This is a genomic window from Kribbella sp. NPDC051587 (assembly GCF_044453945.1).
Taxonomy (GTDB): domain Bacteria; phylum Actinomycetota; class Actinomycetes; order Propionibacteriales; family Kribbellaceae; genus Kribbella.
Genome location: NZ_JBITDE010000006.1, coordinates 390,257 through 402,695 on the forward strand (window position 1 = coordinate 390,257; position 12,439 = coordinate 402,695).

11 protein-coding genes are annotated in these 12,439 nt (G+C 68.6%); 5 read left to right on the forward strand and 6 right to left on the reverse strand.

All coding sequences use genetic code 11. The features are described from left to right. The first annotated feature begins 8 nt into the window (after positions 1 to 8). Positions 9 to 512 carry a hypothetical protein gene (locus tag ACIA49_RS23760; protein WP_396379500.1) on the forward strand — a complete coding sequence of 168 codons (504 nt, stop codon included), beginning with the start codon at positions 9 to 11 and terminating at the stop codon, positions 510 to 512. On the opposite strand, the gene ACIA49_RS23765 is transcribed toward ACIA49_RS23760, so the two are convergent. Together ACIA49_RS23765 and ACIA49_RS23770 are read right to left on the reverse strand one after the other, a co-directional pair. After that, the gene (locus ACIA49_RS23765; RefSeq protein ID WP_396379501.1) at positions 509 to 685 is read right to left on the reverse strand and encodes a hypothetical protein; all 177 of its coding nucleotides are present in this window, start codon (positions 683 to 685) and stop codon (positions 509 to 511) included. The two genes, ACIA49_RS23760 and ACIA49_RS23765, sit on opposite strands and share 4 nt — an antisense overlap. A gap of 25 nt (positions 686 to 710) precedes the next feature. After that, complete coding sequence (locus ACIA49_RS23770; RefSeq protein WP_396379590.1) at positions 711 to 2,585, reverse strand: ABC transporter ATP-binding protein; 1,875 nt, start codon at positions 2,583 to 2,585, stop codon at positions 711 to 713. 155 nt (positions 2,586 to 2,740) lie between these two features. On the opposite strand from ACIA49_RS23770, the gene ACIA49_RS23775 reads away from it, so the two are divergent. The 3 genes from ACIA49_RS23775 to ACIA49_RS23785 are packed head-to-tail and all read left to right on the forward strand — an operon-like array spanning position 2,741 to position 3,944. After that, positions 2,741 to 3,175: an SRPBCC domain-containing protein gene (locus ACIA49_RS23775; RefSeq protein WP_396379502.1), complete on the forward strand. Its 435-nt coding sequence runs from the start codon at positions 2,741 to 2,743 to the stop codon at positions 3,173 to 3,175. Then, entirely contained in the window at positions 3,172 to 3,504 is a 333-nt protein-coding gene (locus ACIA49_RS23780; protein WP_396379503.1) for an ArsR/SmtB family transcription factor, read from the forward strand. The genes ACIA49_RS23775 and ACIA49_RS23780 overlap by 4 nt, the downstream gene beginning before the upstream one ends. Before the next feature lie 5 nt (positions 3,505 to 3,509). Next, positions 3,510 to 3,944 (forward strand): SRPBCC domain-containing protein, encoded by a 435-nt coding sequence (locus ACIA49_RS23785; RefSeq protein ID WP_396379504.1) that lies wholly within the window; start codon positions 3,510 to 3,512, stop codon positions 3,942 to 3,944. Here ACIA49_RS23785 and ACIA49_RS23790 read toward each other — a convergent pair whose 3' ends face one another. Both ACIA49_RS23790 and ACIA49_RS23795 read right to left on the reverse strand, forming a co-directional pair. Next, entirely contained in the window at positions 3,945 to 4,715 is a 771-nt protein-coding gene (locus tag ACIA49_RS23790; RefSeq protein WP_396379505.1) for an enoyl-CoA hydratase/isomerase family protein, read from the reverse strand. It lies immediately after the preceding gene. A 52-nt stretch (positions 4,716 to 4,767) separates the two neighbouring features. Beyond that, on the reverse strand, positions 4,768 to 6,366 hold the full coding sequence (locus ACIA49_RS23795; protein WP_396379506.1) for an ABC-F family ATP-binding cassette domain-containing protein: 1,599 nt from the start codon (positions 6,364 to 6,366) through the stop codon (positions 4,768 to 4,770). A 107-nt stretch (positions 6,367 to 6,473) separates the two neighbouring features. Between ACIA49_RS23795 and ACIA49_RS23800 the strand changes: the two genes are divergently transcribed. Beyond that, complete coding sequence (locus tag ACIA49_RS23800; RefSeq protein WP_396379507.1) at positions 6,474 to 7,373, forward strand: neutral zinc metallopeptidase; 900 nt, start codon at positions 6,474 to 6,476, stop codon at positions 7,371 to 7,373. 1,013 nt (positions 7,374 to 8,386) lie between these two features. Here ACIA49_RS23800 and ACIA49_RS23805 read toward each other — a convergent pair. Both ACIA49_RS23805 and ACIA49_RS23810 read right to left on the reverse strand, forming a co-directional pair. Continuing rightward, positions 8,387 to 11,374, reverse strand: coding sequence for a BTAD domain-containing putative transcriptional regulator (locus tag ACIA49_RS23805; protein WP_396379508.1), 2,988 nt, complete (start codon positions 11,372 to 11,374; stop codon positions 8,387 to 8,389). A gap of 30 nt (positions 11,375 to 11,404) precedes the next feature. After that, positions 11,405 to 12,349 carry a hypothetical protein gene (locus tag ACIA49_RS23810; protein ID WP_396379509.1) on the reverse strand — a complete coding sequence of 315 codons (945 nt, stop codon included), beginning with the start codon at positions 12,347 to 12,349 and terminating at the stop codon, positions 11,405 to 11,407. Positions 12,350 to 12,439: the final 90 nt, after the last annotated feature.

Below are 12,439 nucleotides of genomic sequence, written 5' to 3' on the forward strand. Positions count from 1 at the left end.
GGTGCGGGATGTACGACGTCGTACTGCTCGTGGAACAGGAATTGTCGGAGCCGGACGCGAAGCGTGTGGTCGACCTGCACGAGGACATGCCCGACGAGGTGAAGTACCACGTGCTGGTGCCGTGCCACAACGCCGAGGCCGGCGTGGAGGCCTCGATCAGTGCGCTGGGAACCGCGGATCTGTACGGGCCCGGCCTGGCCACCCAACGCGAGGATCTGGCTGAGGCGCAGAAGGCGATCGACAGCGAGGCCAAGGGTTGCAGCGGCCGGAGTGTGCAGCGGCTGCGCGATCTGGGGCAGACCGCCGAGGGCGGGATCACGCACGACCGGCCGATCGACGCACTGATCGCGACGGTCGAGGCTTCGCAGGGACAGGAGGTCGTGATCCTGACCCGGCCGCACGTCGTCGCGGAGTTCTTCCACCTGGACTGGACGAACTCGGCCCGCCGGCACCTCAAGGTCCCGGTCCTGCATCTGCTCGAGCAGGATCCGCAGAAGGAGCCTGCCTCCTAGTGTCTTAGGAGCGCCGCGTAGGTGATGCCCGCGGCGAGCAGCCCGATCAGCAGGGACAGCGACGTCCGCAGCACGCGGTCGCCGACCTTGCCGTAGTGCTCGCCGTCTTCGGAGTGGTAGGCAACCTTGTAGCCGGTGTACCCCGCGAGGAGGACCAGCGCGAGCTTGATCACGTGACGGCCCTCCCTCACTGACGTGTCAGGTCAACGGTAGCGCGGTCTCCGCGAACTGCGTGTGATAGAGATCGGCGTACTCGCCGTTGCGCGCGAGCAACTGCTCATGCGTCCCGCGCTCCACGATGTTGCCGTGGTCAACGACCAGGATCAGGTCGGCGTTGCGGACCGTGGACAACCGGTGCGCGATCACCAACGACGTCCGGCCTTCGAGGGCCGTGTCCAGCGCCTGCTGGACATGCACCTCGGACTCGGAGTCCAGGTGTGCCGTGGCCTCATCCAGTACGACGATCTGCGGTGCCTTGAGCAACAACCGGGCGATCGCCAGCCGCTGCCGCTCACCACCGGACAGCCTGTGACCGCGATCCCCGACGACAGTGTCCAGGCCGTCCGGCAACGACTCGACCAGGTCCCAGACCTGCGCCGACCGCAGCGCCTCGATCATCTCTTCCTCGGTCGCGTCCGGCTTCGCATAGACGAGGTTCGCGCGGATCGTGTCGTGGAACATGTGCGCGTCCTGGGTGACGTAGCCGATCCGGTCATGCAGCGACTGCAGCGTCACCTCCCGTACGTCGGTTCCCCCGATCCGCACGGCTCCCCCAGTCACGTCGTACAGGCGGGCGACGAGGTTCGTGATCGTGGTCTTGCCCGCGCCGGACGGGCCGACGAGCGCGACCATCTGGCCGGGCTGCACGACGAAGTTCACGTCCTCGAGCACCTGCGCGGAGACGCGCTTGTCCAGTACGGCGACCGACTCCAGGCTGGCGAGTGAGACCTGCTCAGCCGTCGGATACGCGAACGCGACATGGTCGAACTCGACGCTCGCCGCGTCCTTCGGCAGGTCCTTGGCATCCGGCGCGTTCTTGATCATCGGCTCCAGGTCGAGGACCTCGAAGACGCGCTCGAACGAGACCAGCGCGGTCATCACATCGACGCGGACGTTGGACAGCGCGGTCAGCGGACCATAGAGCCGGCCGAGCAGCGCGACCAACGCCAGCAGCGTCCCCACGGTCAGGGTCTGGCGAACCGCGAGGTTGCCACCGACGCCGTACACGAGAGCTGTCGCCAGCGCAGCGACCAGCGTGAGGGCGGTGAAGAAGACTCGGCCGAGCATCGCGATCCGGATGCCCAGGTCGCGCACCTGACCGGCACGCTCGCCGAAGTCACGGTTCTCGATCGCGGGCTGCCCGAACAGCGTCACCAGGAGCGCGCCGCCGACGCTGAAGCGCTCGGTCATCGAGGTGGACATGCTCGCGTTGAGATTCATCTGGTCGCGGGTCATCGAGGCCAGTCGGCGGCCGAGGATGCGGGCCGGGATCAGGAAGATCGGCAGCATCAGGATCGCGACCAGGGTCAGCTGCCAGCTCAGGACGAGCATCGCGCCGACGACCAGAATCAGGCTGATCACATTCGAGACCACGCCGGACAGCGTCGAGGTGAAGGCCTGCTGCGCGCCGATCACGTCGTTGTTCAGCCTGGAGACCAGCGCGCCGGTCTGGGTGCGGGTGAAGAACGCGACCGGCATCCGCTGCACGTGCGCGAACACCTTCGTCCGCAGGTCGAAGATCAGTCCCTCACCGATCCGCGCGGAGAACCAGCGCTGCATCAGCCCGAGCACCGCCTCGACCAGGGCGAGCCCCGCGACCACCAAGGCCAGTGCGGTGACCAGACCGCCGTTCCCCTTGATGATGCCGTCGTCCACGATCTTCTTGAACAGCAGCGGCGACGCGATCACCAGGACCGCCGACACGATCACCAGGAACAGGAACACGGTGATGTGCAGCCGGTACGGCTTCGCGAACGTGACGATCCGCCGCAGCGTCCCCTTGGCCAGTTTCTGCTCGACGACGGACGAATCCTGCCGGCGCCAGCTACTCGCGCCGCCACCCATCCGCATCATGTTCGACATTCGCAACCCTCTCCGCCCACCACTGGTGAACCTTCACAACACTTCAGGTCTCGCCGTTCTTCCGACCCGCAACTTTTGGTTGCATATCGCCGGCGGGTCCACTACAGTCATGTGCAACAAAAGGTTGCGAAAGGACAGTGGGACCGATGAGTCGAAGCATTGCACGAGAGCTCACGATCGACGCCTCCCCCGAGGTCGTCTACGAGGTCATCAGTACGCCGGAACACCTCCGCGAGTGGTGGCCCGACGAGGCCGAGCTGGACGCCGTACCGGGTGGGACGGGCGCGGTGCACTTCGGGCCCGAGAACGTCGAGCCGCTCACCGTGGTCGAGGCCGACCCGCCGCGGAGGTTCTCGTTCCGCTGGTCGTACGGCGTGGGCAACGTGCCGACCACCACGAACTCGGTCCTGGCGACCTTCGAGCTGGTCCCGGACGGCGACGGCACGCTGCTGCGGTTCAGCGAGACCGGGTTCGACGAGACCGCCTCGCCGGAGGAGCTGTTCAGCTCGCACAGCACCGGCTGGGACTACTTCCTCCCCCGGCTCGCGCCGTACGCGGAGAAGGTCGCTTCGGGATCGTGAGCATCGACGACGAGCTCTGGTCGGCGATCGGCGACCCGACCCGGCGGGAGATGCTCGACCTCCTGCTGGCAGCCGGCGGCGGTACGGCGACCTCGCTGAGCGAGCGTCTCCCGGTCACCCGGCAGGCCGTCGCGAAGCACCTCGCGGTGCTGGAACGGATCAGCCTCGTGCACGCCACGACCGCCGGACGCGAACGCGTCTACACGGTCGACGAGGAACAGCTCGCCCGCGCAGTCGCGCAACTCTCGACCGTCCGCGATGCCTGGGACGGCCGCCTGCAACGCATCAAGCGGATGGCGGAAGCCATCCAGAAAACCAGAAAGAGGTAAGCATCATGGTGGACATCCTGCACCGGGTCGGCGTCCAGGCTTCGGTCGACGACGTCTCCAAGGCCCTCACAACCATCGACGGCCTGGCCGGCTGGTGGACCGAGGACACCCAGGCGCGCGACGACGTCATCGCGTTCCGCTTCGGCGACGTCGGCGGCTTCGACATGAAGGTGCTCGAGACCGCACCGGGCAAGCTCGTGCACTGGGAGGTCGTCGACGGGCCGCCGGAATGGATCGGCACCCGCATCCGCTTCGACCTCAGCCAGGAGGAGGAGTACGCGATCATCATGTTCCGCCACGAGGGCTGGGCGGAGCAGGTGCCGTTCATGTATCACTGCAGCACGAAGTGGGCGACGTTCCTGATGAGCCTGAAGAAGCTCGTCGAGACGGGATCCGGTGAGCCCGCCCCGAACGACGTACAGGTCAGCAACTGGCACTGATCACCCGAAGGCTTTGAGGAGCTCCTTCAGGCGGCGCTCCTGGGCAGCACCTTCGGCCTTCAGCTGGTCGGCGTACGGGCGATCCGCCGCACCGAGCAGCAGCGCCTTCGTCTCGCGGATCGCGCCGGCGAGCGGGGTGAGGATCGCGTCGGTCAGATCCCTCACCGTCGCGGCCAGTTCCTCAGCCGGTACGACGATGTTCGCCAGGCCGAGCTCCTTGGCCTCGGCCGCCTCGACCCAGCGGGTCGTCGCGCAAATCTCGAGGGCCCTCGAGTACCCCACGAGCTGGACCAGCGGTTGCGTACCGCCGAGGTCCGGCACCAGGCCGAGCGCGGGTTCACGCATGCTGAACTTGGCGTCCGGCGTGAGAACCCGCAGGTCACAGGCCAGCGCGAGCTGGAAACCGGCTCCGACCGCGTGGCCCTGGACCGCGGCGATGCTGACGATGTTCGGGTTCCGCAGCCAGGAGAAGCCGGCTTGGAACTCGGCGACGATCTCGTAGACCTCCTCGGTCGGCTTCGATCCGAGGGAGAGCAGCGGCTCCTCACCCTGGTCGTTCTCGCCCATGATGAGCCGCCGATCGAGGCCTGCCGAGAAGGACTGCCCCTCCCCCGACAGCACGACCACCCGGACCTCGTCCGGCAGCGACCGGCCGAACTCGGCCAGCGCCCGCCACATGGCCGGGGTCTGCGCGTTGCGCACCTCCGGCCGGTCCAGTACGACGCGCGCCACCGGGCCATCCACCGAGAACCGCAGTCCGAGATCAGTCATGCGCCGTACATTACCCCGGAGTAGCGTCCGGGGCGGTGGGGAAGGTATCAGGCTAGGCGAGCGAGACCAGGTCGGCGTAGTCGTTCGTCCAGAGGTCCTCGACGCCATCGGGGAGCAGGAGGACGCGCTCGGGCTCCAGGGCCTGGACCGCGCCCTCGTCGTGGGTGACGAGCACGATCGCGCCCTTGTACGAGCGGATCGCGTTCAGCACCTCTTCGCGCGACGCCGGGTCCAGGTTGTTGGTCGGCTCGTCGAGCAGCAGGACGTTGGCCGCCGAGACGACCAGCGTCGCCAGGGCCAGCCGGGTCTTCTCACCACCGGACAGGACACTCGCCGGCTTCTCGGCGTCATCCCCGGAGAACAGGAACGCACCGAGCACGCTGCGCGCCTGGGTCTCGTTCAGGTCCGGAGCCGCGGTCTTCATGTTCTCCAGGACGGTCCGGTTCACGTCCAGGGTCTCGTGCTCCTGGGCGTAGTACCCGAGCTTGAGGCCGTGACCGTCGATCACCTCGCCGGTGTCGGACTTCTCGATCCCCGACAGCACCCGCAGCAGCGTGGTCTTCCCGGCACCGTTCAGCCCCAGTACGACGACGCGCGAGCCGCGGTCGATCGCCAGGTCGACATCGGTGAAGATCTCCAGCGAGCCGTACGACTTCGACAGCTCCTTGGCCATCAACGGCGTCTTGCCGCACGGAGCCGGCGACGGGAACGAGATCTTCGCGACGCGGTCGGAACGACGCTCGTCCTCGAGCCCCGACATCAGCTGCTCGGCGCGCTTCAGCATCTGCTGGGCCGCCGTGGCCTTGGTCGCCTTGGCGCGCATCTTGTTCGCCTGGTCGACCAGCTGGGTCGCCTTCTTCTCGGCGTTCGAGCGCTCCCGCTTGCGGCGGCGCTCGTCCTGCTCGCGCTGCGTCAGGTACACCTTCCAGCCGACGTTGTAGACGTCGATCTCGGCCCGGTTCGCATCCAGGTGGAACACCCGGGTGACCGTCTCCTCGAGCAGGTTCACGTCGTGGCTGATCATAATCACGCCACCGGGGTACGTCTTGAGGAAGTCGCGCAGCCAGACGATCGAGTCCGCGTCCAAGTGGTTGGTCGGCTCGTCGAGCAGCAGCGTCTCGGCCTGCGCGAACAGGATCCGCGCCAGCTCCACCCGCCGCCGCTGACCACCCGACAACGTGCCCAGCGGCTGACCGAGCACCCGGTCCGGCAGCCCCAGGTTCGCCGCGATCCGAGCGGCCTCCGACTCAGCGGCGTACCCGCCGGCGGCATGCAGCTCGGCCTCGGCCCGCTCGTAGCGGCGCATGCCCTTGGCGCGCGTCTTCTCGTCGGCGCTGGCCATCGACTTCTCCGCGCTGCGCATCCGGTGCACGACCTCGTCCAGACCCCGAGCCGCCAGGATCCGGTCCCTCGCCAGTACGTCGAGGTCACCCGTCCGCGGGTCCTGCGGCAGATACCCGATCTCCCCCGACTTCGTCACCGACCCACTCGCCGGCAACCCCTCACCGGCCAGGATCTTGGTCAACGTCGTCTTGCCGGCCCCGTTCCGGCCGACCAGGCCGACCTTGTCACCCGGACCGACCCGGAACGAAGCGGGCGCCAGCAGTTGCCGGGCACCAACGCGCACCTCGAGGTTGGAGACAGTGATCATCGCGGCGCAGGTGTCCTCAAGGCTTCGGGGGCGTTCGGGTGGCGGGCCGGCGGTGCGGTGTCACGACACGCCTTACATCCCTCGCTCTGAGGACTAGTGTATGCGGTGTGAAATTCAATCCCGACGCGGATCTCGACACCAGCGGCATCGAGGACACTCGCGGTAGCGGTGGCGGACGCAGTGGCGGCCTGCCCGGCGGCATGATTCCGGTCGGCGGCGGGATCGGCGGCATCATCCTGCTCGTCGTGATCGTCCTGCTGAACGGCGGCATCCCCGGCCTCGGCAGCGACGGTACCGACCAGCCCGCAGCGCAGAACACCGGCCCCGGCAGCCTCAACAGCTGCAAGAACGTCACCACGAGCAAGGACTGCCGCTTCGTGGCCGACCAGAACTCGATCCAGGGCTTCTGGTCCGCCGAGCTCCCCCGCCGCGGCAAGAAGTACACCGCCGCCCCGATGCGGGTCTTCGAGGGCCAGGTCAGCACCGGCTGCGGCCCGGCGACCGCCGCCGTCGGCCCCTTCTACTGCCCACCGGACCGCCGCGTCTACCTGGAGCTCGGCTTCTTCGAGACCCTCCAGACCGACCTCGGCGCCGAGGGCGGCGACTTCGCCGAGGCCTACGTGATCGCCCACGAGTACGGCCACCACATCCAGAACCTCTACGGCATCCTGGACCGCATCAAGACCCGCTCCGGCCCCACCTCGGACTCCGTCCGCTCCGAGCTCCAGGCCGACTGCTTCGCCGGCATCTGGACCAACCACGCCACCACGGTCCCCGCCAAGGACGGCAAGCCGTTCATCCTCGACCTCACCGACGACGACATCGCCCGCGGCCTCGACGCCGCCGCCTCCGTCGGCGACGACCGTATCCAGTCCAAGACCCAGGGCCAGGTCACCCCCGAGTCCTTCTCCCACGGCACCTCCGAACAACGCATGAAGTGGTTCAAAACCGGCCTAGACTCCGGCGACCTCAACGCCTGCGACACCTGGTCCGCCAACCCCCTCTAGCCCCACCTCCCCACCCACCTGCACCTACCCGGGCCCCGAGCCCCGGCCCGGCCCGCCCGCGTCCCGCCTCCTCGCGTCCCCGCCTCCCGGCCTACCCGCTTCCTGGCCTCCCGGCCCGCCCCGCGTCGCCGCCTGCCCGCCTGCCCGCCTGCCCGCCTGCCCGCCTGCCGAGCATTTGACCGGATATCCCCTCAAGTTGCCGGTTCTCCATTCAAATTTCGAGCGGAGAACCGGCAAGCTCAGGGGATATCCACTGAAATTGCCCCGGTACGTCGGGAGTCGCGGCGCGGACCTCGAGTCGAGAGGCGGTCGTGTTCAGGGTGGGAGCAGTTCGTGTTCGGGGCGGGTGAGGCACGCTCGGAGTGGGTGGCGCTCGCTCGGGATGCGTGGGGCCCGCTCGCTCGTGTACGTGGCGCTCACTCGGGGTGGGCCGCGCTCGCTCGGGGTGCGTGGCGCCCGCTCGGGTCAGGTGAGCCCCCCTCGGGGATGCGTGGCGCCCGCTCGGGTCGGGTGAGCGTCCCTCGGGGGTGCATGGCGCCCGCTCGGGGTGGGGCGCCCGTTCGGGTCGGGTGAGCGTCCCTCGGGGGTGCATGGCGCCCACTCGGGGTGGGTGGCGCGCGCTCGGGGTGGGGCGCTCGTTTGGGCGGACGTGCGGCACTCAGCAAGTGCCTTGGGAGGCGGTTGTCGGTGGGTGGCTGAGCGTGGCGGAGCCGGCGGCGCGGAGGTTGGTGAGTGGGGGCGGTCCGCGTCAGCTGCGCGTCGCTCCAGCCCCGAGCTCGCCACTGCCGTCTGGGTTGTCCTCCACGGGCTGGCTCGGCTCCAGATCGCCAATCACCCGCGCGAACAGCTCTATGCGATGTTCTGACCCGCTCGGCCACCCGCAGATACGCCCCCATCCCGCCCTGGCCTTTCCGCACACCTGCGCCCCATCCCGCCCTAGCCTCTCCGCACCTGAGCACGCAGAAGCCCCCTCCCCGGTTGGTCGGAGAGGGGGCTTCTGGAGGTTGACGGGGTCAGGCGACCTGGGCGGGGCGGTGGTAGCCGGGGAGGAGTTCGTCTACCAAGGCGTCCGTCTCGGGTTCGGGGCCTCGGGGGGCGCCGTGTTTGGCTAGGGCTGCGTAGAGCTGGGTGGCTACGTTGGTGACGTCTTGGGGGGTGCCGAAGTGGGCGGCCAGGCGGAGGGTTGCTCGCCAGAGGTCCTCGGAGGCCGGGGAGAACGACAGGCCGGTCTGGAGGGCTGTGCGGGCTGTTTGGCCGTCGTTGTGGGTGAGGGAGGCTTCGGCGAGCTTGAGGGCTGCGTCGACTACTGCCTCGGCCATGCGGCGTTCGATGCCGGAGGCGGCCAGCCAGGAGTAGCGGCCGGCTGGGATGTCGGCCCAGGCGGGGCCGTGGACGAGGCCCAGGGCCGTTGAGAGGGCGGCGCGCGGGTCCTCTTGCATCGTGGCCTGCTTGGCCAGGGTGCGGAAGACGTCCCAGTCGACGCGGACGATGCTGCGGTTCAGCATCCAGCGTCCGGACTCATCGGCGTACATGGCGTCCTTGCCGACCCAGCGGCGGGTGTGCTCCAGGGCGGAGTCACGCAGTTCGTCGCTGATGCCGCGCGGCCAGATGGCGCCCGCGAGGACGTTCGGGTGGACGCCGTAGTCCTGACCGGCGAGGAAGGCGATGATCTCGGTCGAGAGCGCGATCCGGCCGTCGTCGATGGCGCCGCGGGCGTCCACCTCGACCGGGCCGAGCAGGTCGACCTCGACCGGGGCGGCGACGCTCAGGTCGGTCGCCGCGAACTCGTACGCCGGCATGTTCTGCTCGGTACGGCGTTTGTCCAGCGCATCCGAATCGGCGGCGTCGAAGAGGGCGACCAGTTCGGAGACCTGCTCCGGCGTGACGCTGTGCGCCTCGACCTCGAGGCCGAGCAGGCGGCAGACGGCCTGGTTCTTCTCGTCCACGACGAACCGCCACGGCGAGCTGATCACGTCGCCGACCACGACGACCGCGATGCCACGCTTCTGGTCCTCGGCGAGCCGGTTGAGCTGGTCCTGCTCCTCCGGCGACGGCGGCGCGGACACGAAGATGATCTCCGCACCCCACAGCATCGGGTCCGGGTGCGTCGTCCGGGCCTCGGCGACCGAGGCGACGTTCCGCCGGTCGCAGGCCTGGACCTGAGCGTCGGTACGGCGGGTGACCTCGGCCAGCGCGGCGTCGAGCCGGACCCAGTAGCTCAGGCGGCCGGGAGCCAGCAACGACAGGTCGTCACCGAATCCGACCATGCTCACGTGCGCGCCCTCGGACCACAGGTTGGTCGCGAGCTCCACGGCCAGCGAACCGACCACGTCGCGGGAGGCGTTGTTGACGCCACCGAAGCTGACGATGCCGTTCGCGGTGTCGAGGTCGACCAGCACGGTCGCACCGTCGGCGTTCTGACCAATGGTGACCAGCGTCGGGTACGGCGCCGGTGCAGTGACCTCGGCGGTCGGAGCGTACCCACGGCGCAGCGTCCATCGGGTGCCCTCGGCAATGGCCTGCCACGGGCCAGGAGGAGCGGACTGCGCCTCGTACGGGTCGAGGACCAGCGTGAGCGCGCGGTCGGTCACCAGAGCTGCGACGACCTTCGGCATCGGACGGCCGGACTTGGCCATGTCCGCACCGAGCTGGCGCAGCGCGGTGTCGACGAACTGAGCGGTCGGGATGTCGGACGCGAGCCGCAGACCGACCTCGGTCTGGCGGTGGCCGGCAGCCTTCGGGCCCGGGCCCTGCGCCCAGCCACGGCGGCGCTTCAGCGCCAGCGCGAGGCCGGCAGCGAGGAGCGTGCCGCCGAAGCCGTAGATCCCGGCCTGGGTCAGGTCGATGCCTTGGTCGGCGGCGACCGGAACGACGTCCGGCACCGTGGTACCGCCCGCGGCCGGATCGCCCGGCTGGGACTCCCCAGTCTTCGGGTCGTGTGCGGGCGTCCCGACAGTCGGGTCCCCCGGCTTGATGTTCTTGGCGCCCGGGTCGCTGGCCGCGCTACCGATGGTGACCGACGAGCCGGACTCCAGCCCCTGGTCGGCCCAGCGGCCGCCCTGCTCGTGAGCGGCGACCTTGGCCGGCTTGGGCGTCGCGGTCTTGGCCACGACGCGCGGCTTGACCGGGTTGACCTCGTGGCTCTTGCCAGGCGAGTCGATGTTGACCCGGACCGTGTGCACGCCCGCGCCCTTGGCGTCGGCGGGCAGGCGCACCTGCCAGCCCGGCAGGATCAGATCCGGGTTGGTAAGCCGGCGGCCGTCAGGCTGAAGCTTGTTGTGGTTGAGGTCGTAGATCTCCTTGTACCGGCGCCCCTCGCCCAGGTACCGCTCGGCGATGTCCCACAGGCAGTCGTAGTTCCGCCCGTGCGGCGGCCGGACCTCCGTGTACTTGACGACCTGGCCCTTCTGGTCATTGTTCGTCCGTACGCCGGTAGTCGTCTTCGCGCCGTGCTGAACCGCACCGGACAGCACCGTGCTCCGGTGCTCGGTCTGACGGAACGCGGCGCCGGACTCGTGCTCACCACCCTGCACCACCGACACCGACGTCGGAACCGTGCCAGGGCTGGCAGTCACCGCGCTCGCGACCGGCATACCGACGCCTGCGGCACCAGCGATCAGTACGACGGCCGAGATCAACCGGCGCGCCAGATGCTGCGAACCGCCACCGAGTGGGACTCGTGGTGACAGACCATGTCCGCGGATCTCGGCGACCGCCTCCGCGATCAGGCAGATCACAAAGTGCAGCCAGGCAAGCCAGATGAAGAACGCGAAGATCCCGAGGACCGCGCGAACGTCCAACTCGTCGACCAGCACATTCCAGTTCGGCATCTGGTCCGGCCACGGCGTACCGAAGAAGCGCAGGAGCACATACGGCACCCCACCGACGATCGCCACGATCGCCAGCAGCGCCACGAACCCCTTCAGCCGATCCGCACCCGGACTGGCCGACCGCTGCTGCGGCAACCGCGCCGTCCGCACCGGCTCACTGGTTTTCACCATGTTCGCTCCTCCATCCCCGTCCCCACCACGTCACCCACCGATAGCCTGCACTTCCTGCACAGGCAACCGCTGCACAGCGTGAACCTCTGCCGACCCGAGTGGGTTCCAGTCCGGCTGGCCGGTCCAGTAGGACACGTCCCAGGTGATCGTCAGCTTGACGGTGTACATCCCGTCCGGCTGACTCGCACTCGACTTCTGATAGATGTGCCGGCAGGTGCTCATCTGGGTGAACGGGTCGCTGGTCTCGTCGTACCCGTCGGTGTCGCCCACCGGCACCACGCCCATCGGGCAGGTGAACGGCGGCGTCCCGTCGCCGGGGTCGACGACCATCTTCCCGACCAGACCGCGCATGGCGAGGTCGTGATCGCCGCCCCAGTACATGTCCTGGGCCGGATCGGTGCCTGCCTGGTTGTGCAAGATGTACGAACTGTCCGGCGTGAGCGAGAAGTAGGCCGGCACGTTGACCCGCGGCGTGTACGTCGGCTTGATCTGCAGCACGGGGTCCGGATACGAGTTGTGCAACTCGTCCCAGAACGCCGACATGTATCCGGTGGCCGGGCACTGGTCCTTCTCCTCCGGACCGACCGGCACGATCGCGCGCTCGATGTGTACCTTGCCGCCACCGTCGGTGGAGTCCAGGTTGTAGTCGACGATCGTCAGCCGCAGCACCCAGTCCTTGCCCTTGGGCGACGGCGGCAGCGCAATCCCCTTCGGGACCTCCATGTCGCGGCACGGAATGAACACGTTGTTGCCCAGCCGCTCTTTCCAGGTCGGAATGGGCTGCCCACTGCCGTAGGTCACCTGACCGTTGCTGCACCAGGCACCGAAACCAAGAGCGTTGACGTACATGCTGCAGCTGCGAGTCCCCTTTTGCACCGTCGTGTCGCCGTCCGCGACCGCATGGGCACCAGGAAAAATCAGCAGCGTGAGCACGGTACCCAGGGCGATCAGCCCGCGTCCCACGCGATTGCGCATCCTCACTCCAGAGAGTAGTCCTAGCGGCAGATTATCGTCGTCCGAGGGCATGGTGCCCGTTATCCGTTGTCCCGTCACCTTTTCGGAATA

Coding starts and splice junctions, on each gene's coding strand:
- ACIA49_RS23760 (WP_396379500.1), top strand. CDS start 9: ATGTACGACGTCGTACTGCTCGTGGAACAGGAATTGTCGGAGCCGGAC.
- ACIA49_RS23770 (WP_396379590.1), bottom strand. CDS start 2,585: ATGATGCGGATGGGTGGCGGCGCGAGTAGCTGGCGCCGGCAGGATTCG.
- ACIA49_RS23775 (WP_396379502.1), top strand. CDS start 2,741: ATGAGTCGAAGCATTGCACGAGAGCTCACGATCGACGCCTCCCCCGAG.
- ACIA49_RS23785 (WP_396379504.1), top strand. CDS start 3,510: ATGGTGGACATCCTGCACCGGGTCGGCGTCCAGGCTTCGGTCGACGAC.
- ACIA49_RS23790 (WP_396379505.1), bottom strand. CDS start 4,715: ATGACTGATCTCGGACTGCGGTTCTCGGTGGATGGCCCGGTGGCGCGC.
- ACIA49_RS23795 (WP_396379506.1), bottom strand. CDS start 6,366: ATGATCACTGTCTCCAACCTCGAGGTGCGCGTTGGTGCCCGGCAACTG.
- ACIA49_RS23805 (WP_396379508.1), bottom strand. CDS start 11,374: ATGGTGAAAACCAGTGAGCCGGTGCGGACGGCGCGGTTGCCGCAGCAG.
- ACIA49_RS23810 (WP_396379509.1), bottom strand. CDS start 12,349: ATGCGCAATCGCGTGGGACGCGGGCTGATCGCCCTGGGTACCGTGCTC.